A 26,822-nucleotide genomic window follows, 5' to 3' on the forward strand; every position below is an offset into this window, starting at 1 on the left:
CTCAGTAGGCCGGCAGCGTGCGCGGGCCGAGGTCGTCGCGGGCGGGGGGCGGTGCGAGCCGCAGGGTGGCGCCGAGGACGCTCACGCCGTGCTTGGCTACGACCACCGGCTCCAGGGTGACGGCGACGACCTCGGGGTGATCGTCCACGAGCCGGGAGACCCGCAGCAGCAGCTCCTCCAGCGCGGGCGTGTCCACGGGCGTGGAGCCGCGCCAGCCGAACAGCAGCGGGGCGGTGCGGATCGACCGCACCAGCGAGGTCGCCTCCCGGTCGGTGACCGGGATCAGCCGGTGCGCCATGTCCCCGAGCAGCTGTGAGGCGGCCCCGGCGAGGCCGAAGGACAGCAGGGCCCCGGCGGCCGGGTCGATCACGGCCCGGACGACCGTGTCGACTCCCCGGGGCGCCATCCCCTGCACCACCGGCCGCAGCTCCTCGGGCTGCCCGAACAGCTCGGTCAACTCGGTGTAGGCCCTGCGCAGTTGCTCCTCGTCCGCCAGGTCGAGGCGTACGCCGCCCAGATCGGCCCGGTGTCTGAGGTGCGGCGCGGTGGCCTTGAGGGCCACGGGGTAGCCGAGGGTGCGGGCGGCCTCGGCGGCGGCGTCCGGGGCGGGCGCGGGGAGCGCCCGGCGCACGTGGATGCCGTACCGGTCCAGCAGCTCGCAGGTCTCCGCCTGCCCGAGCGTGAGCCCCTGCCCGCGCTCCAGCAGCCCGCCGATCAGCTCGGCGGCCCCCTTCTCGTCGATGTCGTCGTACTCCGGCACCTTGCCCGGATCAGCGGCCTCCCGCCGCCACTGCGCGTACTTCACCGCTTCGGCGAGGGCCCGCACGGCACGCTCGGCGGCGGGGTAGGCGGGGATGAGCCGGGAGCAGCTCTGGGAGGCTTCCGGTGCTTCCGCTCCGGCGGTGGGCAGTCGTTCCGCAGGGCGATGGGGGTCGCCCCGCTCGAGCGAAGCCGAGAGTGGGGGAGGGTGGGCACCGCCCTCAGCGCCGGGCGCCTTCGCAAGGGCCTGTGGTGACGTACTCGCCGCAGCCGACAACGCCTCCGCAAGCCCACCAAGCTCCACATGCACCACCAGCACCGGCTTCCCCGGAACGGCAGCCGCAGCCGAGCGCAGCGCCTCCGCCAGCTCCGCGTCCCCGGGCGACCCCTCCCCGATCGCCGGAATCGCCGTGACGACGACGGCGTCACACGTCTCGTCCGCCAGCGCCCGCGACAACGCCCGATGGAAGTCCTCCGCAGTCGCCCCGGTCGTCAGGTCCAGCGGAGGCGACGGCCGCAGCCCCTCCGCGAGACACCGGTCGTACGTTAGCACCCCCAGCGACTCGGAGTTCCCGAGGATCGCCACGCGCGGCCCCGCGGGCAGCGGCTGCCGGGCCAGCAGCAGCCCCGCGTCGACCAGTTCGGTGATCGTGTCGACCCGGATCACCCCGGCCTGCCGCAGCAGCGCGGAGACGGTCGCGTGCGGCAGCCGTGTCGCCCGTACCGCGTGCCCCTGCGGCACGGAGCCGACCCCCTGCACCACGACCAGCGGCTTCGCCGCCGCCGTGCGCCGGGCGAGGCGGGTGAACTTGCGCGGGTTGCCGAGGGACTCCAGGTACATCAGGGCGACGTCGGTCTCCGGGTCGTCGTACCAGTACTGGAGGACGTCGTTGCCGGAGACGTCGGCCCGGTTCCCGGCGGAGACGAAGGTGGACACCCCGGTGACCCCGGTGACGCCTCCGCCGCGCCGGTGCAGCCGGGACAGCAGCGCGATGCCGATGGCCCCGGACTGCGTGAACAGGCCGATGCGGCCCGGGCGGGGCATCTCGGGGGCGAGCGAGGCGTTCAGCAGGACGTCGGGCGCGGTGTTGATGACGCCGAAGGCGTTCGGGCCGATGATCCGCATGCCGTACGCGCGCGCGAGCTGGACCAGGGCCCGCTGCCGCTCGCGCCCCTCGGGCCCGCTCTCGGCGTACCCGGCGGACAGCACGACCAGTCCCTGCACCCCGTGCTCGCCGCACTCGGAGACCACGGCGGGCACGTGCTCGGCCGGTACGGCGACGACGGCGAGGTCCACCGGCCCCTCGATGTCCCGCACCGAGCGGTACGCGGGCACCCCGTCGACCTCCTTGAGGTCCTCGGGGAAGGCCTTGTTCACGGCGTACAGGCGGCCGGGATGGCCGGCGTCCCGGATGTTGCCGAGGACGCTGCGGCCCACCCCGCCGGGCGCGCGGCCGACGCCGACGACCGCGACGGAGCCGGGTGCCAGCAGCCGCCGTACCGAGTGTGCCTCGGCGCGCTGCTCCCGCGCGCGCTGCACGGCGAGGGAGCGGTCGGTGGGTTCGAGGTCGAACTCCAGGCGTACGACGCCGTCCTCGAAGCTGCGCTTCTGGGTGTACCCGGCGTCCGTGAACACCTTGATCATCTTGCTGTTGGCGGGCAGCACCTCGGCGGCGAAGCGGCGGATGCCGCGCTCGCGAGCGACGGCCGCGATGTGCTCCAGGAGGGCCGAGGCGACCCCGCGGCCCTGGTGGGCGTCCTGCACCAGGAAGGCGACCTCGGCCTCGTCGGCGGGCGCGGACGCGGGCAGACCGTCGGCACCGATGCGGTCATAGCGTACGGTGGCGATGAACTCGCCGCCGATGGTGGCCGCGAGTCCCACCCGGTCCACAAAGTCGTGGTGCGTGAAGCGGTGGACGTCCTTGGCGGAGAGTCGCGGGTACGGCGCGAAGAAGCGGTAGTACTTCGACTCGTCCGAGACCTGCTCGTAGAAGCTGACCAGGCGGTCGGCGTCATCAACGGTGATGGGCCGGATGCGCGCGGTACCCCCGTCGCGCAGCACCACGTCCGCCTCCCAGTGGGCGGGGTACTCGTGCCGGTCCTGCCGGTCCGCCGGGCTCTGCATGGGCCCCAGAGTACGGCTCGCGTCCGACAACGGCGCGAGGCAGTCTGTGGAGGACGGAAGTCGGACCGAGGCCGCGGTCCGATGTCACACCGGAGCAGGACGAACACCCCGCTCCGGACTCGCTTCACGATATGGGAAACTGGTCTAGACAACCCTGAACACTGAAGGGCAGCAACACATGGCTGAGCGCCGCGTCAACGTCGGCTGGGCCGAGGGCCTCCACGCCCGCCCCGCTTCCATCTTCGTCCGGGCCGCCACGGCCGCAGGTGTCCCGGTGACGATCGCCAAGGCTGACGGCAACCCCGTCAACGCGGCCTCCATGCTGGCTGTCCTGGGTCTGGGCGCCCAGGGCGGCGAGGAGATCGTCCTCGCCTCCGACGCCGAGGGCGCCGAAGTCGCCCTGGACCGTCTGGCCAAGCTGGTCTCCGAGGGTCTGGAAGAGCTTCCCGAGACCGTCTGAGGTGCGCCAGGAAGCCGCGTCGCCCTTTCCGGGTGGCGCGGCTTCCGCGTTTTCGCACCCGGTTCGAGGAATTCACCACGGGCACACGAAAGGCACGCGACCGTGAATTCGCGGCGCGCCGGAAAAAGGGCAGCGGAAATACCGGTCCGCTGAATATCCCCTCTTTGTATACGGCGCCCGTGTTAATGCCGCAGGCTCGACATGTTTACGGCATGTTGCGAGTTCCTCACACGCTCGGAGCGGTCCCCACCCGAGGTGAACCGCAACCGGTGCGCGCCCGTCGAGCGCTCGGTGTGCAGCGCCGTGATCGCCCGCGCGCGCTCACTGTCGCCGCGGGCCACCGCGTCCACGATCGCGCCGTGCTCCGCCCAGGAGTCCACCGGGCTCGGCGGTGCCTCCACCGTGTACATCCAGGCGATCTTGTGCCGCAGCTGGGTCAGCATCGACGTCAGCGAGGCGCTGCCGGCGGCCTGCGCCAGTGTCTCGTGGAACCAGCCGCCCAGCGAGCGCAGATCCTCGCTGTTGCCCCGCCTGGCCCGCTCCTGGCCCAGCCGGACCAGACCGCGCAGCACCTTCAGATGGGCCTCGGTGCGCCGCTGGGCGGCCCGGGAGGCGCCGAGCGGCTCCAGCAGCGTGCGCATCTCCAGCAGGTCGGCGGCCTCCTGCTCGGTCGGCTCGGCCACGCACGCGCCCGCGTGCCGCCGGGTCACCACGAAGCCCTCCGCCTCCAGGGTGCGCAGGGCCTCACGGACGGGGACGCGCGAGACGCCGTAGCGACGGGCCAGTACTTCCTCGGTGAGGCGGCTGCCGCGCTCGTAGACACCCGCGACGATGTCGTCCCGGATCGCCGTGCACACCGAGTGCGCCGGAATACGCATGACCGACCTCCGCCTTAATCCCCGTGAAACGTCGACGTGGACGTGTGTTCCGTGACTCTATTGCAATGAGCCGGAATTTCCGACGGCAGGCCGGAATCCAGGGATATTTTTTGGACAGCAGATGCGGCAGGCGCTGCGAAAAACGACGAAAGCCCCGGCTCGTGAGCCGGGGCTTCGGGATGTCGTGCGCCGGAGCGTCAGACGTTCACGCCGTGCTGGCGGAGGTAGGCGATCGGGTCGACGTCCGAGCCGTACTCGGGGGTCGTACGGGCCTCGAAGTGCAGGTGCGGTCCGGTGACGTTGCCCGTCGCGCCGGACAGGGCGATCTGCTGGCCGGGAGGACCTTCTGGCCCACGGTGACGCCGATCGACGACAGGTGGCCGTACTGGGTGTACATGCCGTCGGCCATCCGGATCACGATCTGGTTGCCGTACGCGCCGCCCCAGCCGGTGGAGACGACCGTGCCGGAGCCGACCGCGTGGACGGACGTCCCGCTGGCCGCGTGGAAGTCGATGCCGGTGTGGGAGCCGGAGGACCACAGGGAGCTGCTGGCCCGGTAGCCGGTGGAGACGTACGAGTGCGCGATCGGGGCGACGAAGGCGTTCAGGCGCTTGCGCTCGGCCTCACGCGCGGCGCGGGCCTGGGCCTCGCGCTCCTTCTTCGCCTCCTCGGCCGCCGCCTTGGCCGCGGCCTCCTCGGCCGCCTTCTGCCGCGCGGCCTCCTGCTGGGCCTCGGCCTGCGCGTCGATCTGCTCGGCGACCTTGTCGCTCACGGTGATGACCGGGGTGAGACCGGTGTCCTCGACGGAGTTGTCCGCGGCGAGCGCCGGGGTGGCCGCCAGGGTGCCGATGACGCCGGTGGTGGTGAGGGCCGCGACACCGGCCGCCTGAGCGGTGGTGCGCTTGACCCGACCGGGCTTGCGGTGCTTCCCGGTGGCGCACATGAACGCCATGAAGTGGCTGGTCCTTTCCTTCCCTCTCGCCTACCGGGTTAGCTGACGGGTTCGGAGCAGGAAGGTCTCCTACGGACCCCCTCGCTCGCGCGCGGGCGTCCGATTCACCCCAGGGACTGCGTGGGTCCCCGGCTCCCCTGGCTCGCGCCGTACGGGGACTCGGCGATGACTGTCCGGTGCCGCGGGCGCGGCGCACTGCCTGACGAACAGCCCGGAAGACGCTAAAGGGCCCGACTTTCGATCCCCAAACGGATCCGGGCTTTTGTAGCGCATCCCACAGGTCAGACAGGCAACCTCCGCCCCAATTCGGACATCTGGGGAAGGTGCTCCAGCGTCGCGCACAGCAAAGGGCCCTGACGACCCGTCGGCCGTCAGGGCCCCCACGCGCGCGTGGCGCCGCCGGACCGCTACTCGGCGGCCACGACGGTGACTTCGCCGATGCCGAGCGCCTCGACCGGCGCCTTGATCTCGGCCGCGTCACCGACGAGGACGGTCACCAGGCGGTCCACCGGGAAGGCGTTGATGACCGCCGCGGTGGCCTCCACGGTGCCGGTGCCGGCGAGCTGCTGATACAGCGTCGCCTGGAAGTCGTCGGGCAGGTGCTGCTCGACCTGGTCCGCCAGCGTGCCCGCGACGGCCGCCGCGGTCTCGTACTTCAGCGGCGCCACACCGACCAGGTTCTGCACGGCGACGTCCCGCTCGGCGTCGGTCAGCCCCTCCGCCGCGAGCGTGCGCAGCACCGTCCACAGGTCCTGCAGCGCGGGGCCGGTGTTGGGGGTGTCCACGGAGCCACTGATGGCGAGCATCGCGGCGCCGGTGTCGTCCGGCGCGGAGCGCAGGACCTGTCCGAAGGCGCGCACGCCGTAGGTGTAGCCCTTCTCCTCGCGCAGGACGCGGTCCAGGCGCGAGGTGAGGGTGCCGCCGAGGCAGTAGGTGCCGAGCACCTGGGCGGGCCACACGCGGTCGTGCCGGTCGGGTCCGATCCGGCCGATGAGCAGCTGCGTCTGAACGGCACCCGGCCGGTCGACGATGACCACCCGGCCGGTGTCGTCGGCCGTCACCGGCGGCACGGGACGCGGCGCGCCCGCGGTGCCCGTCCAGGCACCCAGGGTGTCGGCGAGCAGCGCATCCAGGTCGGTGCCGGTGAGGTCGCCGACCACCACCGCGGTGGCCGTGGCGGGCCGCACATGGCGGTCGTAGAAGGCGCGTACGCCCGCCGCGTCGATCTTCTCGACCGTCTCCTCGGTGCCCTGGCGCGGGCGCGACATGCGCGAGGTCGCCGGGAACAGCTCCTTGGAGAGTTCCTTGGCGGCACGGCGGGCGGGGTTGGCCAGCTCGTGCGGGATCTCGTCCAGGCGGTTGCGGACCAGCCGCTCGACCTCGCTCTCGGCGAAGGCGGGCGCGCGCAGGGCGTCGGCGAGCAGGCCGAGGCCCTTGGCCAGGCGGGAGGCCGGGACCTCCAGGCTGAGGCGGACGCCGGGGTGGTCGGCGTGCGCGTCGAGCGTGGCGCCGGCCCGCTCCAGCTCGGCGGCGAACTCCTCGGCGGAGTGCTTGTCGGTGCCCTCGGAGAAGGCCCGCGCCATGATCGTGCCGACGCCGTCCAGGCCGGCCGGCTCGGCGTCCAGAGGCGCGTCCAGCAGTACCTCGACGGCGACGACCTGCTGGCCGGGGCGGTGGCAGCGCAGCACGGTCAGGCCGTTGTCCAGCGTGCCGCGCTCGGGGGCCGGGAACGCCCAGGGCTTGGCCTCGCCCGGCTGCGGCTGGGGGTGGAAGTCCATCGTGGCGAGCTCGGTCACTTGGCCGTCTCCTCGTTGTCGTTACCGGCCTCTACGGTCGCTTCCTGCTCCGGGTCCTCGGGTACGTCGGCGTCCTGGACCGTCTCCGGGTGCTTCGGCTCGTAGACGAGGACCGCGCGGTTGTCGGGGCGCAGGCGGGCCTTGGCGACCTCCTGGACCTCCTCGGGGGTCACCTCCAGGACGCGCTGGACGGCGGTGAGGGCGAGCTGCGGGTCGCCGAACAGGACCGCGAACCGGCACAGTTCGTCGGCGCGGCCGGCGACCGTGCCGAGCCGGTCCAGCCATTCGCGCTCCAACTGGGCCTGGGCGCGCTCCATCTCCTCGGCGGTGGGGCCCTCCTCGGCGAACCGGGCCAGCTCCTCGTCGATCGCGGACTCGATCACCGGCACCTCGACGTCACCGGAGGCCTTCACGTCCAGCCAGCCGAGCGAGGGTGCGCCGGCCAGGCGCAGCAGGCCGAAGCCGGCCGCCACGGCCGTACGGTCGCGGCGCACGAGCCGGTTGTACAGGCGGGAGGACTCGCCGCCGCCGAGGACGGTCAGGGCGAGGTCGGCCGCGTCCGCCTCGCGGGAGCCGTCCTGCGGGAGCCGGTAGGCGGCCATCAGGGCGCGCGCCGGGACCTCCTCCTCGACGACCTCGCGCAGCTGCTCGCCGATGATCTTGGGCAGGGAGCCGTCGCGGGGCTCGGGCTTGCCGTCGTGGGAGGCGATCGACCCGAAGTACTTCTCGACCCAGGCGAGGGTCTGCACGGGGTCGATGTCGCCGACCACGGAGAGCACCGCGTTGTTGGGCGCGTAGTAGGTGCGGAAGAACTGGCGCGCGTCCTCCAGGGTGGCCGCGTCCAGGTCCGCCATCGAGCCGATCGGCGTGTGGTGGTACGGGTGGCCCTCCGGGTAGGCGAGGGCGGTCAGCTTCTCGAAGGCGGTGCCGTACGGCACGTTGTCGTAGCGCTGGCGGCGCTCGTTCTTGACGACGTCCCGCTGGTTCTCCATGGACTCGTCGTCCAGGGCGGCGAGCAGGGAGCCCATGCGGTCGGCCTCCAGCCAGAGGGCGAGCTCCAGCTGGTGGGCGGGCATGGTCTCGAAGTAGTTGGTGCGCTCGAAGCTGGTGGTGCCGTTCAGCGAGCCGCCGGCGCCCTGCACCAGTTCGAAGTGGCCGTTGCCCTTGACCTGCCCCGACCCCTGGAACATCAGGTGCTCGAAGAGGTGAGCCAGGCCGGTACGTCCCTTGACTTCGTGTCGGGAGCCGACGTCGTACCAGAGGCACACCGCCGCCACCGGGGTCAGGTGGTCCTCGGAGAGCACCACGCGCAGACCGTTGGCCAGGTGGTGCTCGGTCGCTGCCAGGCCCCCGGAGCCTGCCTCGGCTGTGGTCGTGTGACCCATGGGCATGTACGTCCCTTCGCGAGCGGAGGCGGTCGTCGAAACCGCTGTTTTCCTGCCGGTCCTGCCACTGTATGCAAAGCGTGCGGGGCCTCGGCGAAGTTCCCGCCGGACGTACGCCCAGAGCGGATCGCGTAGCCTGCGCCGGACCCGGCTCCGCGGGTGCGGGAATCCCGCTGGGACCGGGTCGTGGCACGGGTTGTCAGTGCCTCGGTCCACAATGGTCCGCGTCAGATCCATCAAACGCTTCAGTAGCAAGGAGCCGGCAGCGATGGCCCGCCGCAGCACGAAGACCCCGCCGCCCGACGATTCGTACGAGGAGAAGATCCTCGACATCGACGTCGTGGACGAGATGCGTGGCTCCTACCTTGAGTACGCGTACTCGGTCATCTACTCGCGCGCCCTGCCGGACGCCCGTGACGGCCTCAAGCCGGTGCACCGCCGGATCGTCTACCAGATGAACGAGATGGGCCTGCGCCGTGACCGCGGCTACGTGAAGTGCGCCCGGGTCGTCGGCGAGGTCATGGGCAAGCTGCACCCGCACGGCGACGCGTCGATCTACGACGCCCTGGTGCGCATGGCCCAGCCGTTCTCGATGCGCCTCCCGCTGGTCGACGGCCACGGCAACTTCGGCTCGCTGGGCAACGACGACCCGCCGGCCGCCATGCGGTACACCGAGTGCCGGATGGCCGAGGCGACGAGCCTGATGACCGAGTCGATCGACGAGGACACGGTCGACTTCACGCCCAACTACGACGGTCAGGAACAGGAGCCGGTGGCACTGCCCGCCGCCTTCCCGAACCTGCTGGTCAACGGCTCCTCGGGCATCGCGGTCGGCATGGCGACGAACATGCCGCCGCACAACCTGCGCGAGGTCATCGCGGCCGCCCGCCACCTGATCAGGTACCCGAACGCGGACCTGGACGCGCTGATGCGGCACGTCCCGGGCCCCGACCTGCCCACCGGCGGCCGGGTCGTCGGCCTGGACGGCATCCGGGACGCGTACGCGACGGGCCGCGGCACCTTCAAGATGCGCGCGACGGTCTCGATCGAGACCGTGACCGCCCGCCGCAAGGGCCTGATCGTCACCGAACTGCCGTTCACGGTCGGTCCGGAGAAGGTGATCGCCAAGATCAAGGACCTGGTCAACGCGAAGAAGGTCCAGGGCATCGCCGACGTCAAGGACCTCACCGACCGCGAGCACGGCCTGCGCCTGGTCATCGAGATCAAGAACGGCTTCGTGCCGGAGGCGATCCTGGAGCAGCTGTACAAGCTGACCCCGATGGAGGAGTCCTTCGGCATCAACAACGTGGCCCTGGTGGACGGTCAGCCGCTCACCCTGGGCCTGAAGGAGCTGCTGGAGGTCTACCTCGACCACCGCTTCGACGTCGTGCGGCGCCGCAGCGAGTACCGCCGCGGCAGGCGCCGTGACCGGCTGCACCTGGTCGAGGGCCTGCTGACCGCGCTGATCGACATCGACGAGGTCATCCGGCTGATCCGGGCCAGCGAGAACTCCGCGCAGGCCAAGGAGCGCCTGATGGAGCGCTTCTCGCTGAGCGAGATCCAGACGCAGTACATCCTCGACACGCCGCTGCGCCGGCTCACCAAGTACGACCGCATCGAGCTGGAGGCGGAGAAGGAGAAGCTCACCGCGGAGATCGCGGAGCTGACCCGGATCCTGGACTCGGACGCGGAGCTGCGCAAGCTGGTCTCGGCCGAACTGGCCGACGTGGCCAAGAAGTTCGGCACCGACCGGCGTACGGTCCTGCTGGAGTCGGCGGGTGCCCCGGTGGCCGCCGTGCCGCTCCAGGTCGCCGACGACCCGTGCCGGGTGCTGATGTCCTCCACGGGCCTGCTGGCCCGTACGGCGGACAACGAGCCGTTCTCGGAGGACACCGACGCGCGGCGCGCCAAGCATGACGTGATCGTCTCGGCGGTCCCGGCAACCACGCGGGGCGAGGTCGGCGCGGTGACCTCGGCGGGCCGTCTGCTGCGGATCAACGTGGTCGACCTGCCGCAGCTGCCCGGGACGGCGACTGCGCCGAACCTCGCCGGAGGGGCGCCGCTCGCGGAGTTCGTCTCCCTGGAGGACGACGAGACGGTGGTCTGCCTGATGACGCTGGACGAGTCGTCACCGGGTCTGGCGCTGGGCACCGAGCAGGGTGTCGTCAAGCGTGTGGTGCCCGACTACCCGTCCAACAAGGACGAGTTGGAGGTCATCACGCTCAAGGAGGGCGACCGGATCGTCGGCGCGGTGGAGCTGCGCACCGGCGAGGAGGACCTGGTGTTCATCACGGACGACGCGCAGCTGCTGCGCTTCCAGGCCTCCATCGTCCGTCCGCAGGGCCGCCCGGCCGGCGGTATGGCGGGCATCAAGCTCACCGAGGGCGCCAAGGTCATCTCGTTCACGGCGGTCGACCCGGCTGCCGACGCGGTGGTCTTCACGGTGGCGGGCTCGCGGGGCACGCTGGACGACTCCGTGCAGACGACGGCCAAGCTGACCCCGTTCGACCAGTACCCGCGCAAGGGCCGGGCCACCGGCGGCGTGCGCTGCCAGCGGTTCCTGAAGGGCGAGGACTGCCTGTCGCTGGGCTGGGCGGGCCCCGTCCCGGCCCGGGCGGCGCAGAAGAACGGCACCCCGGCCGAGCTGCCGGAGCTGGACCCGCGCCGGGACGGCTCGGGCACGTCGCTGGCGAAGACGGTGTCGGTGGTCGCGGGGCCGGTGTTCTAGACCGGGTACGCCGCCGCGTCGGGCTCCTCCTCGGAGCCCTGTACGTACCGCAGGACGCCCCACATGCCGTGCTCGTCGGCGTGTGGGGCGTCGTCGCTCCTACACCCCTCCAGTTCCTTGCCGAGCGCGTCCGCCTCGATGCCGGAGCCGATCAGCACGAGCTGGGTGAGGCGGGCGTCGGCGGGCGGCCACGGTTCGGGGTAGAAGCGCAGGAACGGGCCGACGGCATGGACGGCGTAGCGGTTGACGGTGTCGTACGGCCCGAAGTCCACGTATCCCTTGATTCGGTACAGCCCCTCCGGTCGGCTGTCCAGGAACCGGATCAGCCGACGGGGCTCCATCGGTACGTCGGAGGTGAAGGACAGGCTGTCGTAGCCCGTGTGCAGGTGGCCGTGGTGGTCGTCGTCGGGTTCGTGCAGGTCGTGCAGGTCGGGCAGGTCGTCGAAGGACAGCTGCCCGATGCGCTCCTCGCTCGGCCTGCAGTCGAAGAGGAACTCCGGGTCGACGCGTGCGTAGGTGGCGGGGACGACGGCGGCCCGGTCGGTCAGCGAGCGGACCAGGTGAAGGACGCGGTCGGCGTCGGGCGCCCGGTCTAGCTTGTTGACCACGACGAGGTCGGCGAGGGCGAGGTGCCGGTCGATCTCGGGGTGCCGGGCTCGGGTGCCGTCGAACTCGGCGGCGTCGACGACCTCGACGAGGCCGCCGTAGACGATGCCGGGATGCTCGCTGGCGAGCACCATCCGCACGAGTTCCTGCGGCTCGGCGAGTCCGCTGGCCTCGATGACGATGACGTCGATGCCGGCGGCGGGCGCTGCCAGGCGGTCCAGATAGACGTCGAGTTCGCTCGCGTCGACGGCGCAGCACAGGCAGCCGTTGCCGAGCGAGACGGTCGAGTCGCCGAGGGCGCCGGCGACGGCCATGGCGTCGATCTCGATGGCGCCGAAGTCGTTGACGATCGCCCCGATGCGGCTGCCTCCGCTGCGGTGCAGCAGATGGTTGAGGAGCGTGGTCTTCCCTGAGCCGAGGAATCCGGCGAGCACGATGACCGGGATCTGCTGCGGGGTGACGGGGATCTGCTGCGGGGTGCGGCTGTTGCCCAACGGGCGCCCTCTCTCACGTGGACCGACTGCCGGACCAGGATAAGAGCGGGGCGCCCCGGGGCGGGGCGCCGCCGGGGCCCGCCTGTGGCTTGCGGGGTCCCTCAGGGCTGTGCCGGCACCGCCACCGGCGGCTCCGGGCCGACGTACCTGGCGACCGGTCGGATGATCTTCGGGTCCTCCGCCTGTTCCAGGATGTTGGCGCTCCAGCCGACCACCCGGGCCGCCGCGAAGGTGGGGGTGAACATCTCCCGGGGCAGGCCGCACAGTTCCATGACCACGCCCGCGTAGAACTCGACGTTCGTGTGCAGTTCGCGGCCGGGCTTCAGCTCGGCGAGGATCGTCTCGACCTGTCGCTCGACCTCGACTGCGAAGGCGACGCGCGAGCCCCCGAAGCCCTCGGCGATCTCGCGCAGCATCCGCGAACGGGGATCCTCCGTGCGGTAGATGGCGTGCCCGAAGCCCATGATGCGGTCGCCGGCGAGCACCCGCTCCCGGATCCAGGAGTCGATGCGGTCGGGTGTTCCGATCGCGTCCAGGGTGTCGAGGGCACGGCTGGGCGCCCCACCGTGCAGCGGTCCGGACAGCGCGCCCACGGCCCCGACCAGGCAGGCCGCCACGTCGGCACCGGTGGACGCGATGACCCGCGCGGTGAAGGTTGATGCATTGAATCCGTGATCAATGGTTGAGATCAGGTACTGCTCGACCGCACGGGCCCGCCGTGGGTCCGGTTCCTCACCCGTGAGCATGTAGAGGTAGTTGGCCGCGTACGACAGGTCCTCGCGCGGCTCCACCGCGTCGAGGCCCTGCCCGATTCGGTACAGCGCGGTCAGCAGGGTCGGTACGGCCGCACAGACGGCGACGGTGTCCGCGCGGCGTCGGTCGGCGTCGATGTCGTACACGGGCCGGAACCCCTGCGCAGCACCCAGCAGCGACAGTGCCGAGCGCAGCCCGGCCAGCGGACCGGAGAGGCGGCTCGCCGCCGCTATGGCGGGCAGGGCCGCGCGGACCTCCTCGGGCAGCCGGCGCAGTCGCGCGGTCCCGGCGCTGAAGGCGGCACGGTGTTCCGCATCCGGGAGCGTGCCGTGGACGAGGAGGTGCCAGACGTCTTCGAAGCCGCGGGTCTGCGCGAGTTCGACGGCCGAGTACTGGCGGTAGTGGTAGAAGCCCTCGAGTCCCCGTACGTCTCCGATCTCGGTGTCGGTGACGACGACTCCCGCAAGGCCGCGCGGTACGTCGACACGGGGTGCGGTCCTGTTGATGGACATGATGTTCCTCCCTGGACTTGATCCGACTGTCCATGCTTGACGACTTTCCTGTCAACATTGATCTAATCAATGTTCATCAAGTGGGGTCATCAAGATGTGCAGAGGCGGCTACGGTGACTTCCATGCGCGATCACGAACCCGCTCCCGACCGTCCCGGGCGAAGGCTGACCACCAAGGAGACCGCCGAACTGCTCGGCGTGAAGCCCGAGACGGTGTACGCCTACGTGAGCCGCGGCCTGCTCAGCAGCAGGCGCGAACCCGGGGGCCGCGCCAGCACCTTCGAGGCGCGGGAGGTCGAGGCCCTCGCCCGGCGCAACCGGCGGGAGGCCGCGGGGAGTCCGGGCTCCGGCGGGGATCTGTCCGTCCGGACCCGGATCACCTTCATCGACAAGGACCGGTACTACTTCCGTGGCGTCGACGCCACGGAGCTGGCCGCCCGCCACTCCTACGAGGAGGTCGCGGAGTGGCTGTGGACGGGCCGGATGACCCGGGGCGTGACCTTCACCGCGCCCGAGGAGACCGTCGAGGTCGCCCGCCACGTCGTGCGGGCCCTGCCGGAGCACACCTCCCCCACCGACCGGCTGCGGGTGGCGGCGATCGCCGCGGCGACCGAGGACCCGCTGCGCTTCGACCTGTCCGAGGAGGCCGTGCTGGGCACGGCGCGCATTCTCATCCCCACGCTCGTCGCCGCGCTGCCGCCGGTCCTGTACGCCCCCGAGGACGACGGTCCGCTGGCCCACCGCCTGTGGGGCCGGCTGACCGCCAGCCCCACGGACGAGGCGGCACTGCGCGTCCTGGACACCGCCCTCGCCCTGCTCGTCGACCACGACCTGGCCGCCTCCACGCTCGCCGTCCGGGTCGCCGCCTCGGCCCGCGCCCACGCCTACGCGGCCGTCTCGGCCGGGCTCGGCGTCCTGGAGGGGCCGCTGCACGGCGCCGCCAGCGGCCTGGCCCACCGGATGCTGCTCGACGTGCTCGACCAGGGCACCGCGGTCCCGGTGATCGCGGACGAACTGCGCGCGGGACGCCGTATCCCCGGACTCGGTCACCGGCTCTACCCCGGCGAAGACCCGCGCGCGCGGGCGCTGTTCGGCCTCCTGGAGCAGCTCCCGCGAGCGGAACCCGCCCTGCTCGCGGCCCGCGACATCGTCGCCACGACCGCCCGCCACACCCCGCTGCACGCCAACGTCGACCTGGCCCTGGCCGTGTTCACCGTCTCCTGCGGCATGCCCGCCACGGCCGGCGAGACCATCTTCGCCGTCGCCCGGACGGCGGGCTGGATCGCCCACGCCCTCGAGGAGTACGGCGAGCGCCCGCTACGCATGCGCCCCAGCGGTCACTACGTCGGTCCGCGCCCTCCGCAGCCCCTCCCGGAGTAGTGCAACGGCCACGGCCGGAAGTCGCCCCGGGGGAAGTCAGGTTAGGCTCACCTCTGTGAGTAGGTGTGCGACCGTCTCCCGGAGCCTCGACGAGCCCGTTGCCGGCACGGCTGCCACGGCGACGACGTGGCTGCTGCTGGAACAGCCCGGCCCGTGGGGTGTCAAGGCGCTCACTTCGAGCCACCTCGACCCCGCGCTGGGCCGTGCCCTGGAGGCCGCCGCCGAGGGAACCGGCGTCCGCGTCGCGCTCATCCGACGCCCCGGCCGCCACGCGGACCCCGGCACGCCCGCGCTCCGGCAGGTGTACGTGGCCCACACCGTCCCCGGGAACGTCTGGCTGCACAGCGCCACCACCCGCGATCCGTACCGGCTGCTCGGCCTCGACCTCGCAGCTCTGGGCGCGGGCGACCCCCGTTCCTTCGACGCGGCGCTGGGCTGCGGGCCACACACGGGCGACCCACTCGCGCTCGTGTGCACCAACGGCAAGCGCGACCGCTGCTGCGCCCTCCTGGGCCGTCCCCTCGCCGCCGAGCTGGCCTCTTCCGGTGTGCGGGGCGTCTGGGAGGTCACCCATCTGGGTGGTCATCGCTTCTCGCCCACGGTGCTCGTCCTGCCGTACGGCTACGCGTACGGCCGCGCGGAGGCGCACACCATCAAGGAGGCCCTGCACGGGGTCCAGGAGGGGCGCGTGGTGGTCGAGGGATGCCGCGGGTGCTCCGCCTGGGACCGGCCCGGGCAGGCGGCCGAGCTGGCCGTGCGCTCGGCGGCGGGCGAGTACGCGGCCGGCGCGCTGAGCGTCGTACGGACCGAGGGCAGGGCACCGCGCTGGGAGGTCATGGTCGCCCACACCGACGGCCGCCACTGGCTCGTCACGGCGGCCCAGGGAGCGTCCCTGCCGCCGCGCCCGGAGAGCTGCGACGCGGCGGTGCTCGGGGCGCCGGCGCGGATGGACGTGGTGGCCGTGCGCGAGTTGCGGACGACGGCGCTGGCGAGCTGATCCGGGCCGCCCCCCAACCCACTTCTTCAAGAAATGGTCAAGAGATCCACGCCACAACCCCTACGGCGACCACCGTCCCCCCACGTACCGTCGTGGGTATGAGCCCCACTCCCCCCGCGCGCCGCCTGCGCCTCGGTCTGCCGCGGCGGGTCTTCTCGCAGGTGCTGCTGATGCAGGTGGCGATCGCCGCGGGAGTAGCGGTGCTCGCGACCGGGCTCTTCCTGGCCCCGCTGAGCAAACAGCTGGACCAGGAGGCGATGCGCCGCGCCCTGGCCATCGCCCAGACCACGGCACAGGACCCGCAGATCGCCGAGGGCGTCCAGCACACCCCGCCGACCAGGAACGGCCCGGTGCAGAAGGAGGCCGAGCGGATCCGGCACGCCACGAACGCCGAGTACATCGTGGTGCTGGACCGGCACTGGATCCGCTGGTCGCACCCCACGCCGAGCGAGATCGGCCAGCAGGTCTCCACCGACCCCCGCGACGCCCTGGCCGGCAAGCAGGTCATGGAGATCGACAAGGGCACCCTGGGCCGCTCCGCGCGCGGCAAGGTGCCCCTGTACGACGCCGACCACCGGATCATCGGGGCGGTCTCGGTCGGCATCGCGTACGACAGCGTGCGCGCCCGGCTGATCAGCGCGATCCCGGGGCTGTTCGCCTACGCCGGCGGTGCTCTCGCGGTGGGCGCGCTGGCCGCCTGGCTGATCTCCCGCCGGGTGCAGCGGCAGACCCGGGACCTGGCCTTCTCCGACATCTCGGCGCTGCTCGCCGAGCGCGAGGCGATGCTGCACGGCATCCGGGAGGGCGTGGTCGCCCTCGGCCGCGGCGGCCGCATCCGGCTGCTCAACGACGAGGCACGGCGGCTGCTGGGCATAGGCGACGAGGCCGTCGGCAAGTCCCTGGACGAAGCGCTGGGCGAGGGTCGTACGGCGGACGTCCTGGCCGGGCGGGTGACCGGCACCGACCTGCTGACGGTGCGCGGCCAGCGCGTCCTGGTCGCCAACCGCATGCCCACGGACGACGGCGGCGCCGTGGCCACCCTGCGCGACCGCACCGAACTGGAGCAGCTGGGCCGCGAACTCGACTCCACGCGCGGCCTGATCGACGCCCTGCGCGCCCAGGACCACGAGCACGCCAACCGCATGCACACCCTGCTCGGCCTGCTGGAGCTGGAGATGTACGACGACGCCGTGGAGTTCGTCGGCGAGGTCGTCGGGGACCACCGGGTCACCGCCGAGCAGGTCACCGAGAAGATCCAGGACCCGCTGCTCGCCGCCCTGCTGGTCGGCAAGGCGACCGTGGCTGCCGAACGAGGCGTCGCCCTGTGGGTGTCGGAACGCACCCGGCTGCCGGACCGGCTGATCGACCCCCGGGGTCTGGTCACCGTCGTGGGCAACCTCGTGGACAACGCACTCGACGCGGTCGCGGGCACCCCGCACGCGCGCGTGGAGGTCGAGTTGCGCACCGAGGGACGTACGGTCGTCCTTCGCGTACGCGACACCGGGCCCGGCATCCCGGAGGACCAGCGGGAATTGATCTTCACGGACGGGTGGTCCACCAAGAAGCCGCCCGCACACGGCAAGCGGGGCCTCGGCCTCTCGCTGGTGCGCCGGCTCGCCGAACGGCAGGGCGGGAGCGCGGCGGTGGGCGCGGCGGACGGCGGGGGCGCCGAGTTCACCGTCGTCCTGCCCGAGGCGCTGACCGAGCCGGAGCTGGAGCCGGCGGTGCTCGCGGAGTCCCTTCAGACCGCCGCTGTCGCCGAGGAGGAGGCGCGATGATCGAGGTCCTGGTCGTGGACGACGACGTGCGGGTCGCCCGGGTCAACGCCGCCTACGTCGAGAAGGTGCCCGGCTTCCATGTGGTCGGCGAGGCGCACAACGCGGCCGAGGCGCTGAGCCAGTTGGAGGCGCTTCCGCGGCTCGACCTGGTTCTCATGGACCACTATCTGCCCGACGACACCGGGCTCGCGGTCGTCCAGGAGATGCGTCGGCGCGGCCACCAGACCGACGTGATCATGGTGACGGCAGCGCGGGACGTGTCGACCGTCCAGGCCGCCATGCGGCACGGCGCCCTGCAGTACCTGGTGAAGCCGTTCGCCTTCGCCGGGCTGCGGGCGAAGCTGGAGGCGTACGCCCAGCTGCGCCGCACACTGGACGGCGGCGGCGAGGCCGAACAGGCCGAGGTGGACCGCATCTTCGGCGCCCTGTCGGCGCCGTCGGAGCCGGAGCTGCCCAAGGGGCACTCCCCCACCACGGCCGAGCTGGTGCGCCAGTCCCTGATGAGCGCCGAGGGGCCGCTGTCCGCCCAGGAGATCGCCGAGCGGACCGGGGTGAGCCGCCAGACCGCCCAGCGCTACCTCAAGCTCCTGGAGCGCACCGGACGGGCCCGGCTGACCCTCAAATACGGCGACGCGGGCCGCCCGGAACACCGTTACGTGTGGGCGACCCGCGCCTGAGCGGGCTTCAGCGAGCGGTCACTCAGCGGCCTTCTCGACGAACTCGGTCGTGAACGTCTTGCTCAGGTCCACCTTGGCGTTCTTGATGGTGGGGTTGAACGACTTGAGGACCTTCTCGACGGTCTCGGGGCCGTTCGCGGGCATCACGCCGTCCTTGGTGAACATCGGCAGCGTGCTCTTGATCGCCTGGGCGTAGAGCGCCTTGTCGCCCTGGGAGTAGTCGGCGGGCATCTTGGCCGCGATCTCGTCCGCGCTGTGGGTGGACATCCACTTGAGCGTCTTGACGAATGCATTGGCCAACTTCTGGACGGTGTCCTTGTGACCGTTGACCCAGTCCGTCTGCATGTACAGGCTTGACGAGGGGTACGGCCCGCCCAGCGCCGCCTGCGAGCCCTCGGGGGTGCGCATGTCGATGAGGACCTTGCCGGCCTTCTTGTCCAGGATCGTGGCGACGGTCGGGTCGGTCGTCATGCCGCCGTCGATCGCGCCCTGCTGGAGTGCGGAGATGAAGGTCGGTCCGGCGCCGACGGCGACCGGCGTGAACTCGCTGACCTTCACGCCGTTCTTGACGGCGAGGTACTTGGTGAGGAAGTCGGTCGAGGAGCCGAGACCGGTGACGCCGAGCTTCTTCCCCTTGAAGTCCTTGGGCGAAGCGATGTCGCCCGCCGCCTTGTCGGAGACGACCTCCACCTCGCCCGGCGCGTGCGAGAACTGCACGACGGACTCCACCGACTTGCCCTTCACCTGGAGGTCGAGGGTGTGGTCGTAGAAGCCGACCGCTCCCTGCACCTGGCCGGAGACGAGCGCGGTCTCGGCCTGGACGCCGGCGGGCTCGCTCAGCAGCTCCACGTCGAGGCCCTCGGCGTCGAAGTAGCCGAGCCGCTGGGTGAGCATCGCGGGCAGGTAGATGACCTTGTCCAGGCCGCCGACCATGATCTTGACCTTGGTGCCCTTGCCGTCGCCCTTGCTGCCGGCGGCGGTGCTGGCCGCGTCGTTGGCACAGGCGGTGAGGGAGGAGAGGGCGAGCAGGCCGGCGGCGGCCAGGGTGGTGTATCTGGCGGACTTGCGCATGGCGGTTCACGTCCTTGTGAGAGGGCGGTGCGGGAAAGGGGGGTGGCTCGGAGAAGCGTTCAAAGGGGGGTGGCTCGGGGGCGTTCAGCTGTCGGAGCCGGCCGGCTTCCAGCGGAAGATGCGGCGCTCGGCAAAGGTGAGCAGCCCTTCGGCGACGAGCGCGACGGCGGCGAGGATGACCATCGAGGCGTACACACCGGCCGCGTTGAAGGTGCCCTGCGACTGCGCGACGAGCAGGCCGATGCCCTTGGTCGCTCCGATGTACTCGCCGACGATGGCGCCGATGAGGGCGAAGCCGAAGCTGACGTGGAGGCTGGTGAAGATCCACGAGGTGGCCGACGGGATGACGACCTGGAGCGTCACCCTGCGGTCGCTCGCGCCGAGGATCCGGGCGTTGGAGACCAGGTTGCGGTCGACTTCGCGGGCGCCCTGGAAGGCGTTGAAGAACACCGGGAAGAACACCAGCACGACGGCCGACGCGACCTTGGAGGCGGGGCCGAGTCCGAACCAGATCACGAAGATCGGGGCAAGGACGATCCTGGGTATCGAGTTGAGCACCTTGATGTATGGACCAAGGACGTCGGCGAGGAAGGTGATCCGCCCGAGGGCGATACCGAACACGACACCGGCGACCACACCGAGCACCCAGCCGAGCAGCGCCTCGTAAAGCGTGGCCCAGATCTGCTCGCCGAGGGAGCCCTGGGCGGTCCCGTGCATCACCCAGGTCCAGATCTGGTCCCAGATCTTCGAGGGCATCGAGAAGTTGAACGGATCGATGGCCTTGGCCCGGGAGAGCACCTCCCACAGGCCGAGGACGGCGACCAGGAGCAGTACGCGGGCGCCCATGACGACGATCTTGCGTCTGCGGGCGGCACGCGCGCGTGACTGCGCGCGGTCCGTCTTGTTGCCGGGTTCGGTCATGGTCAGCGCGACCGGGGCCTCGGGCATGACGTCAGGCGACATGGGCGGCACCCCTCTCGCGGGTGATGCGGACCTCTTCGCCGAGGGACTCCCAGATCTCGCGGTAGATCTCGATGAACCGCGGCTCCAGGCGCACCTTCTCGACCTTGCGCGGCCGGGGCAGGTCGATGTCGAAGACCTGCTTCACGGTCGCGGGCCCGGCGGTCATCACGACGACCTTGTCGGCCAGCGCGATGGACTCCTCCAGATCGTGGGTGACGAAGACGACGGAGGCGCCGGTGCCCTCCCACAGCTCCAGCAGCTCGTCCGACATCAGCGCGCGGGTCTGCACGTCGAGCGCCGAGAACGGCTCGTCCATGAGCAGGATCTCGGGGTCGTTGACGAAGGTGGCGGCGAGGGCGACGCGCTTGCGCTGGCCGCCGGAGAGCTGGTGCGGATAGCGGTCCTCGAAGGCGGCGAGCCCGACGCGGGCCAGCCACTCGCGGGCCTTCTGCTTGGCCTCCGCCTTGGGCACGCCCCGGAAGCGGGGACCGGCCATGACGTTGGACAGGACCGTCCGCCAGGGGAAGGTGGCGTCCTGCTGGAAGACGAAGCCGACCTTGTCGCCGACGCCGTCGACCGGCTCCCCGGCCACCAGCACCTCGCCCTCGGTGGGCTCCTCCAGGCCGCTGACCAGGGTCAGCGTGGTGGACTTGCCGCAGCCGGTCGGGCCGACGACGGCCACGAACTCACCGCGCCCGACGGTGAGGTCCAGATCCCGGACAGCGGTGTGCAGACCCCCCGACGGGGTCCTGAAGGTCTTGCTCGCGCCCCGTAGCTCGATGGCGGGGCTGGTGTCTGCGCTCATGGGCCGGGACGGTAGGTGTGGCCCCGGCCACAGCTGCAGTCTTGTGAGCACAAGCCGTTCTTTTGCTCGCAAGAGCCTGTTGTGCTCATTTTGCTCGCGCTACAACTGCGGAGCACGTAACACGGGCTTAACGCTCGCCGGCCTTGAAGGAGAGGCCTGATGATTGACGTCCTGGTGGTGGACGACGACTTCCGCGTCGCTGAGATAAACGCCAAGTACGTGGGAAAGGTTCCCGGCTTCCGGGTGACCGCCCGCGCGCACAGCGCCGCCCAGGCCCTGGCCGCCGTCGAACGCGGTGCCATCGACCTGGTCCTGCTCGACCACTACCTGCCGGACCGGACCGGCCTCGAACTCGTCCACCGCATGCGGGAGCAGGGCCACGGCGCCGACGTCATCATGATCACGGCGGCCAGCGATGTGACGACCGTGCAGCAGGCGATGCGTCTGGGCGCCCTGCACTATCTGGTCAAACCCTTCACCTTCGCCGCCCTGCGCACCCGCCTGGACTCCTACGCGGCCCTGCGCCGCACCGTCGACCGGGTGGGCGGCCGGGGGCTGACGGGCCAGGAGCAGGTCGACCGGATCTTCGGTGCCCTGCGTACGTCCCCCGCGCCGTCCGCGCCGGGCCTGCCCAGCGGCCACTCGGAACCCACCACCGACCTCATCTGCGGCGTCCTGCACCGTGCGGACCAGCCGCTGTCGGCCCACGAGGTCGCCGCCAGAACCGGCCTGAGCCGCTCCACGGCCCAGCGCTACCTCCGCCACCTGGAACAGGCGGGCCGCCTCCGCCTCTCCCTGAAGTACGGCGACACCGGCCGCCCGGAACACCGGTACGCGTGGGTGGCGCCGTAACGCGGCCGGGTGGCCGTCTAGCCGGGACACGGCCGTGCGGACGCTCCCGGCTAAGCCGCGCCCGCCCCCGTCAGCGATCGCACCTCGGTCTCCGCGTACTTGGCCTCGTCCGCGGCCTCGTCCGAGGTGACCGTGCCCAGCCAGCCGGCGAGGAAGCCGAGCGGGATGGAGACGATGCCCGGGTTCTGCAGGGGGAAGTACTGGAAGTCGACGTCCGGGAAGAGCGAGTCCGGGCTGCCGGACACCACCGGGGACAGCAGCACGAGACCGAGCGCGGGAATCAGCCCGCCGTACACGGCCCACACCGCACCGCGCGTGGTGAAGGCCCGCCAGAACAGCGAGTAGAGCAGCGCGGGCAGATTCGCCGACGCGGCCACGGCGAACGCCAGGCCGACCAGGAAGGCGACGTTGAGGTCGCGGGCCAGCAGGCCCAGGGCGATCGCCACGACGCCGATACCGACCGCTGCGATGCGCGCCACCGCCACCTCGCTGCGCGCCTTGACGTGCCGCCGCCGCAGCGACGCGTACAGATCGTGCGCCACGGACGCCGAGGAGGCGAGCGTGATTCCGGCGACCACGGCGAGGATCGTCGCGAAGGCGACGGCTGCGACGACCGCGAACAGAACCGTTCCGCCAGTGGAACCGGCGCCGCCGCCCAGATCGAGCGCGAGCAGGGGCACCGCCGTGTTTCCGGCGGCGTTCGAGCGGCTGACGACGTCCGGCCCCACCACAGCGGCGGCCCCGAAGCCGAGAACGATCGTCATCAGGTAGAAGCCACCGATCAGCCCGATGGACCACACCGCCGAGCGCCGGGCCGCCCGCGCGGTGGGCACGGTGTAGAAGCGGGACAGGATGTGCGGCAGCCCTGCCGTGCCCAGCACCAGCGCGAGCCCCAGACTGATGAAGTCGAGACGGGCGGTCCAGCTCCCGCCGTACTTCAGCCCCGGCGCCAGAAACGCACTCCCGTGGCCGCTGCGCTCCGCGGCCGTGACCAGCAGCCGGTCGAAGTCTCCGTGGAACCGCACCAGTACCAGCACGGTCAGCGCGACCGTCCCGCTGAGCAGCAGGACCGCCTTCACGATCTGGATCCAGGTGGTGGCCCGCATGCCTCCCAGCGACACATAGATCACCATCAGAGCGCCCACGCCGATGACCGTCCAGGCCTGGGCCGCCCCGCTCGTCCGCCCCAGCAGCAGCGCCACCAGGCTGCCCGCGCCCACCATTTGCGCCACCAAATACAGAATGGACACCGTGACCGAGGAGGTTCCCACGGCGATCCGCACCGGCCGCTCGCTCATCCGCGCGGCCACGACGTCGGCCAAGGTGAACCGGCCGCAGTTGCGCACCAGTTCCGCCACCAGGAACAGCACGACCAGCCAGGCGACGAGGAAGCCCACCACATACAGCAGCCCGTCGTAGCCGAACAGCGCGATAAGCCCGGTGACCCCCAGGAAGGAGGCGGCCGACATGTAGTCACCCGCGATGGCAAAACCATTCTCCATCGGGGAGAAGAGCCGCCCGCCGGCATAGAACTCCTCCGCGGAACCCTGCCGCCTGCGGCTCACCCACGTCGTGATCCCCAGGGTGACGGCCACAAAGCCGCTGAACAGCAGCAGCGCCGGCAGCTGGTGATCGCCGGTCACGAGGCGCCTCCCCGGGCTCCGCGCGTCAGCTGCTGGGTGTCCCAGCGCAGCTCCAGCGCTGCCCGGTCCCGGCGCAGCCGCGCATGCCGCGCGTAGGCCCAGGTGAACAGGAACGTGGTGAGGAACTGCCCGAGCCCCGCCAGCATCGCCACGTTCACCGCCCCCACCACGGGACGGGCCATGAGCCCGGGTGCCGTCGTCGCGGCGACCACGTATGCCACGTACCACGTGAGGAAGGCGGCGACTCCCGGCACCACGAACCTCCGGTACCGGCTGCGTACCTCCTGGAAGGCCTCGCTGCGCTGCACCTCGAGGTACACGTCACGAGCGCGAACATCTGGCGCGTCCTGCTCCCGGCGTGCAGCCGGTACGGCCCGCGCCGGCATGCCGGTGCCGTCCAGCTCGCCCCAGCCGGTGGCCAGCGCGTCGTACCAAGGGTCCTCGTACCTCGCGTCGCGGGACACCGCGCCGGGGTCTTCCTGGCTCTCGGCCGAGTCCCCTGAACCGTCCCCGTCTCCACGGGCACGACCGTTGCTTGACTGCATGCCCAAGGATGGACAGATCGGGAAGATCCCTGACTCTTCTTCCCTCGGCTCTTCACCCCATCAGGTGATTCACTCCGCGCGTGGCCGGACCAGCCCCTTCCCGTACGCGTAACGCACCGCCTGCGCCCGGTCCTTGAGGCCTGTCTTGGCGAAGAGGTTGTTGATGTGCGTCTTCACGGTCGCGGTGGAGACATGCAGCTTGCGGGCGATCTCTTGGTTGCTCAGTCCCTCGGCGATCAGCACCAGGACCTCGGTCTCCCGCGCGGTCAGCCCGTCGGGCGCCTCGACCGCGGCCGGCTTGGGCTCGGGCCGGGGCTCCGACAGCCGTTCCAGCAGCCGCCGCTGGACGCTCGGCGACAGTCCCGCGTCCCCCGACAGGACGCTCTCCACGGCGCGCACGATCTCGTCGCCCCCCGCGTCCTTGGTGAGATAGCCCCGCGCTCCCGCATGCAGCGCGGGGAACAGCGACTCGTCGTCCGCGTACGTGGTGAGCACCACGACCTGGGTCCCCGGGTACTGGGCCCGGATCCGCCGCGTGGCCTCCACGCCGTCGCAGCGGGGCATCCGCAGGTCCATCAGGACCACGTCGGGGGCGAGTTCCCCGACCAGCCGCACCGCCTCTTCGCCGTCCCCCGCGGAACCGACGACCTCCACACCGGGCAGCAGCCCGAGCAGCATCACGATGCCTTCCCTGACCACGGTCTGGTCGTCCGCGACGACCACCCGCGCCGGCTTCCTCTCCCCCTCCGTCTCCGTCATACCGGCACCTTCAACGTCACCACGAACCCCTCCTCGTCCGGCCCCGCGTCGAGCGAGCCGCCCAGCAGTTCGGCGCGCTCCCGCATCCCCAGCAGACCGTACCCGCCGCCGGACCCCGTGAGTTCGCCCGGCCGGCCGCCCGAGTCCCGTACACCCAGCGTCACTTCGTGCGGGCCGTAGTCGAGCCGCAGGTGCACCTTGGCGCCGTGGGCGTGCTTGCGGACGTTCGTCAACGCCTCCTGCGCCACCCGGCGCACGGCCTGGGACGCCTCGGCCGGCAGGGGTCTGCGCTCACCCGTGACAGTGACCTCGGCGCCGTCGGCCCCGCTGACGAGTTCGGTCAGGAAGTCCTCGAGCGGGGTCAGCTCGCCGCGCAGCGCGGACAGTGCCTGCCGGGTCTCGGCGAGGCCGTCGCGGGCCATGCCCCGGGCAGCCACCACCCGCTCCAGGATCTTCTCCCGGTCGGCACCGCGCTCGATCAGCAGCCGCGCCGCCTCGAGGTGCACCAACTGCGCGGAGAGGCTGTGGGCCAGCACGTCGTGGATCTCCCGGGCGATCCTCGCCCGCTCGGCCAGCGCCGCCGACTCCGCCTCGGCGGCCCGCGCGGCCCGCTCCTGGGCGAGCAGCCGCTGCGCGCTGCCCCGGGCCTCCGCGTCCAGCCGCAGGACGTAGCCGGCGAGGGCCATGCCCGCCACCGTGGCGGCCGTGGTCAGCCACACGTCGTTGTTGAACGCGGAGTACGAGGCCAGCGCAACCGACGTCACGGGCAGAGCGGCCCCGAGAGGCATCCGCTCCAGAGCGGCGATCCCGCAGCCGCACCAGATCACCAAGGCTGGTCCTCTGAACCCGGTGGCCTGGGCGGCGACCGCGATACCCAGGATCAGTCCGATGAGCACCATGGAGGGCACCAGCCGGTGCTGGTAAGTGGTGCGGAAGAAGGCCCAGGAGAGGAGAGCGGTGAGCACGACGCCCGCCGCCGCCGCGAGCGCGCCCCAGATGCCGACGTGCTTCTGACTGAACGCACTCCACAGGAGCAGAGCGATCACGAGCACCCTGACGGCCCAGGCCAGCATGCGCCGGGGCCGGCTGATTCCCGCCCGGCCGAGCGCCTCTCGCGACGGCCAGCGCGTCCAGGCGTTGTCCTTCACACGCGCTCCTTCCACGCCGACCGCATGTCGTCACCGTACGCGGGCGCCGGGTCGCTCGCGGAGCCGAGGGACTGAGCCCGCCAGGCCAGGATCCCGGCACGGACGAGCAGGGTGCCGGCGAGGCCGAGCATCAGTGCCGAGCTGTCCTGGTGCACGCCGAACGCGGTGCCGAGGGCGAAGACGCCGACCCGGAGGGCTATGCCGACGAGCCACACGACGGCGCTGGCCTTGGTGCTCTTGGTCCACACGACACCGTCCGACGCGGTCCAGACCCGGGTGGTCCAGGCCCAGCCTGCGCCCGTGGCCAGGCCGATGAACACTTCCACGGCGAGCAGCACGGCGGACTCGGTCCGGTGCTGGGCGTCGAGTATGCCGGGATGGCGCAGCGCGACGACCGCGAGGATCACGGGCAGCAGCCACCAGCGCCGGTCGGTGTCGATCGCGCGGGCGCGGAACTGTCGCACGATCACTATGGCGACCACGGCCACGGTCACCGATGCGTTGACGAGCCCGGACATCACAGCCTCCGCAAGCGAGAAGGTGGTGTCGGAAGCGAGCGCTGCCGACGCCTTCGAAGTTACGGAAATGCGCAGGTCAGGAGATCGGAGCAGGGGTGGATCGCGGGTGGAATCCGGCGACCGGCCCGCCTCCACCCACGGGTGGAGAGACCTGCGACGAGGCGGTGATCTCGAGGGACGCGGTGATCTCGAGGTCGGTATGGCCGGCCGAGTCCGCTGAGTCACTCCGCGGAGCGGCC

The 26,822-nt window shown here is 71.5% G+C and carries 21 protein-coding genes, 1 pseudogene and 1 riboswitch; of the genes and pseudogenes, 7 read left to right on the plus strand and 15 right to left on the minus strand.

Annotation, left to right across the window (positions count from 1 at the left end; genetic code table 11):
• Position 1 precedes the first annotated feature (1 nt).
• Positions 2-2,884 (minus strand): bifunctional GNAT family N-acetyltransferase/acetate--CoA ligase family protein, encoded by a 2,883-nt coding sequence (locus CRP49_RS02605; protein WP_179851478.1) that lies wholly within the window; start codon positions 2,882-2,884, stop codon positions 2-4.
• A gap of 178 nt (positions 2,885-3,062) precedes the next feature.
• Between CRP49_RS02605 and CRP49_RS02615 the strand changes: the two genes are divergently transcribed.
• Complete coding sequence (locus tag CRP49_RS02615) at positions 3,063-3,344, plus strand: HPr family phosphocarrier protein (protein ID WP_094216410.1); 282 nt, start codon at positions 3,063-3,065, stop codon at positions 3,342-3,344.
• A 182-nt stretch (positions 3,345-3,526) separates the two neighbouring features.
• Here the strand turns inward: CRP49_RS02615 and CRP49_RS02620 are convergent, their stop codons facing one another.
• From CRP49_RS02620 to CRP49_RS02635, 4 genes and pseudogenes are all read right to left on the minus strand, one after another.
• Positions 3,527-4,222 carry a GntR family transcriptional regulator gene (locus tag CRP49_RS02620; RefSeq protein WP_097251981.1) on the minus strand — a complete coding sequence of 232 codons (696 nt, stop codon included), beginning with the start codon at positions 4,220-4,222 and terminating at the stop codon, positions 3,527-3,529.
• A gap of 197 nt (positions 4,223-4,419) precedes the next feature.
• Positions 4,420-5,174: pseudogene (locus tag CRP49_RS02625) on the minus strand (M23 family metallopeptidase).
• Positions 5,175-5,186: 12 nt separating this feature from the next.
• Positions 5,187-5,349, minus strand: a riboswitch (cyclic di-AMP (ydaO/yuaA leader).
• 232 nt (positions 5,350-5,581) lie between these two features.
• Positions 5,582-6,970: a pitrilysin family protein gene (locus CRP49_RS02630; RefSeq protein WP_094216413.1), complete on the minus strand. Its 1,389-nt coding sequence runs from the start codon at positions 6,968-6,970 to the stop codon at positions 5,582-5,584.
• Positions 6,967-8,361, minus strand: coding sequence for a pitrilysin family protein (locus tag CRP49_RS02635; protein WP_097251982.1), 1,395 nt, complete (start codon positions 8,359-8,361; stop codon positions 6,967-6,969). Before CRP49_RS02635 ends, CRP49_RS02630 begins: the two co-directional genes overlap by 4 nt.
• 262 nt (positions 8,362-8,623) lie before the next feature.
• Here CRP49_RS02635 and CRP49_RS02640 point away from each other — a divergent pair, with 262 nt between their 5' ends.
• Positions 8,624-11,083: a DNA topoisomerase (ATP-hydrolyzing) subunit A gene (locus CRP49_RS02640; RefSeq protein WP_097251983.1), complete on the plus strand. Its 2,460-nt coding sequence runs from the start codon at positions 8,624-8,626 to the stop codon at positions 11,081-11,083.
• Here the strand turns inward: CRP49_RS02640 and CRP49_RS02645 are convergent.
• Entirely contained in the window at positions 11,080-12,183 is a 1,104-nt protein-coding gene (locus CRP49_RS02645; RefSeq protein ID WP_257033295.1) for a GTP-binding protein, read from the minus strand. The genes CRP49_RS02640 and CRP49_RS02645 overlap by 4 nt on opposite strands.
• 101 nt (positions 12,184-12,284) lie before the next feature.
• Positions 12,285-13,448: a citrate synthase/methylcitrate synthase gene (locus CRP49_RS02650; RefSeq protein ID WP_097251984.1), complete on the minus strand. Its 1,164-nt coding sequence runs from the start codon at positions 13,446-13,448 to the stop codon at positions 12,285-12,287.
• 122 nt (positions 13,449-13,570) lie between these two features.
• Here CRP49_RS02650 and CRP49_RS02655 point away from each other — a divergent pair, with 122 nt between their 5' ends.
• The 4 genes from CRP49_RS02655 to CRP49_RS02670 all read left to right on the plus strand — a co-directional run bounded on the left by CRP49_RS02655 (position 13,571) and on the right by CRP49_RS02670 (position 18,279).
• Positions 13,571-14,827: a citrate synthase gene (locus tag CRP49_RS02655; protein ID WP_179851479.1), complete on the plus strand. Its 1,257-nt coding sequence runs from the start codon at positions 13,571-13,573 to the stop codon at positions 14,825-14,827.
• A 55-nt stretch (positions 14,828-14,882) separates the two neighbouring features.
• Entirely contained in the window at positions 14,883-15,824 is a 942-nt protein-coding gene (locus CRP49_RS02660) for a sucrase ferredoxin (protein ID WP_097251986.1), read from the plus strand.
• 98 nt (positions 15,825-15,922) lie between these two features.
• The gene (locus CRP49_RS02665) at positions 15,923-17,602 is read left to right on the plus strand and encodes a sensor histidine kinase (protein WP_097251987.1); all 1,680 of its coding nucleotides are present in this window, start codon (positions 15,923-15,925) and stop codon (positions 17,600-17,602) included.
• Positions 17,599-18,279 (plus strand): response regulator, encoded by a 681-nt coding sequence (locus CRP49_RS02670; protein WP_097251988.1) that lies wholly within the window; start codon positions 17,599-17,601, stop codon positions 18,277-18,279. Before CRP49_RS02665 ends, CRP49_RS02670 begins: the two co-directional genes overlap by 4 nt.
• Positions 18,280-18,297: 18 nt before the next feature.
• On the opposite strand, the gene CRP49_RS02675 is transcribed toward CRP49_RS02670, so the two are convergent.
• The 3 genes from CRP49_RS02675 to CRP49_RS02685 all read right to left on the minus strand — a co-directional run bounded on the left by CRP49_RS02675 (position 18,298) and on the right by CRP49_RS02685 (position 21,118).
• The gene (locus CRP49_RS02675; RefSeq protein ID WP_097251989.1) at positions 18,298-19,350 is read right to left on the minus strand and encodes an ABC transporter substrate-binding protein; all 1,053 of its coding nucleotides are present in this window, start codon (positions 19,348-19,350) and stop codon (positions 18,298-18,300) included.
• Positions 19,351-19,434: 84 nt separating this feature from the next.
• Positions 19,435-20,313, minus strand: coding sequence for an ABC transporter permease (locus CRP49_RS02680; protein WP_097251990.1), 879 nt, complete (start codon positions 20,311-20,313; stop codon positions 19,435-19,437).
• A complete protein-coding gene (locus CRP49_RS02685) occupies positions 20,303-21,118 on the minus strand; it encodes an ABC transporter ATP-binding protein (protein ID WP_094216424.1) in 816 nt (271 codons plus the stop codon). The genes CRP49_RS02680 and CRP49_RS02685 overlap by 11 nt, the downstream gene beginning before the upstream one ends.
• Before the next feature lie 159 nt (positions 21,119-21,277).
• Here CRP49_RS02685 and CRP49_RS02690 point away from each other — a divergent pair, with 159 nt between their 5' ends.
• A complete protein-coding gene (locus tag CRP49_RS02690; protein ID WP_097251991.1) occupies positions 21,278-21,970 on the plus strand; it encodes a response regulator in 693 nt (230 codons plus the stop codon).
• Positions 21,971-22,020: 50 nt separating this feature from the next.
• Here CRP49_RS02690 and CRP49_RS02695 read toward each other — a convergent pair whose 3' ends face one another.
• The 5 genes from CRP49_RS02695 to CRP49_RS02715 form a co-directional block, all read right to left on the minus strand.
• The gene (locus tag CRP49_RS02695) at positions 22,021-23,613 is read right to left on the minus strand and encodes a cation acetate symporter (RefSeq protein ID WP_097251992.1); all 1,593 of its coding nucleotides are present in this window, start codon (positions 23,611-23,613) and stop codon (positions 22,021-22,023) included.
• Positions 23,610-24,158: a DUF485 domain-containing protein gene (locus CRP49_RS02700; protein WP_097251993.1), complete on the minus strand. Its 549-nt coding sequence runs from the start codon at positions 24,156-24,158 to the stop codon at positions 23,610-23,612. Before CRP49_RS02700 ends, CRP49_RS02695 begins: the two co-directional genes overlap by 4 nt.
• A gap of 69 nt (positions 24,159-24,227) precedes the next feature.
• The gene (locus CRP49_RS02705; RefSeq protein WP_097251994.1) at positions 24,228-24,917 is read right to left on the minus strand and encodes a response regulator transcription factor; all 690 of its coding nucleotides are present in this window, start codon (positions 24,915-24,917) and stop codon (positions 24,228-24,230) included.
• Positions 24,914-26,065 (minus strand): sensor histidine kinase, encoded by a 1,152-nt coding sequence (locus CRP49_RS02710; RefSeq protein ID WP_097251995.1) that lies wholly within the window; start codon positions 26,063-26,065, stop codon positions 24,914-24,916. The genes CRP49_RS02705 and CRP49_RS02710 overlap by 4 nt, the downstream gene beginning before the upstream one ends.
• Positions 26,062-26,583 (minus strand): DUF1453 family protein, encoded by a 522-nt coding sequence (locus tag CRP49_RS02715; RefSeq protein WP_097251996.1) that lies wholly within the window; start codon positions 26,581-26,583, stop codon positions 26,062-26,064. The genes CRP49_RS02710 and CRP49_RS02715 overlap by 4 nt, the downstream gene beginning before the upstream one ends.
• Between the last annotated feature and the right edge of the window lie 239 nt (positions 26,584-26,822).

Origin of the sequence: Streptomyces sp. Ag109_G2-15 (assembly GCF_900215565.1) — a bacterium.
Taxonomy (GTDB): domain Bacteria; phylum Actinomycetota; class Actinomycetes; order Streptomycetales; family Streptomycetaceae; genus Streptomyces; species Streptomyces diastatochromogenes.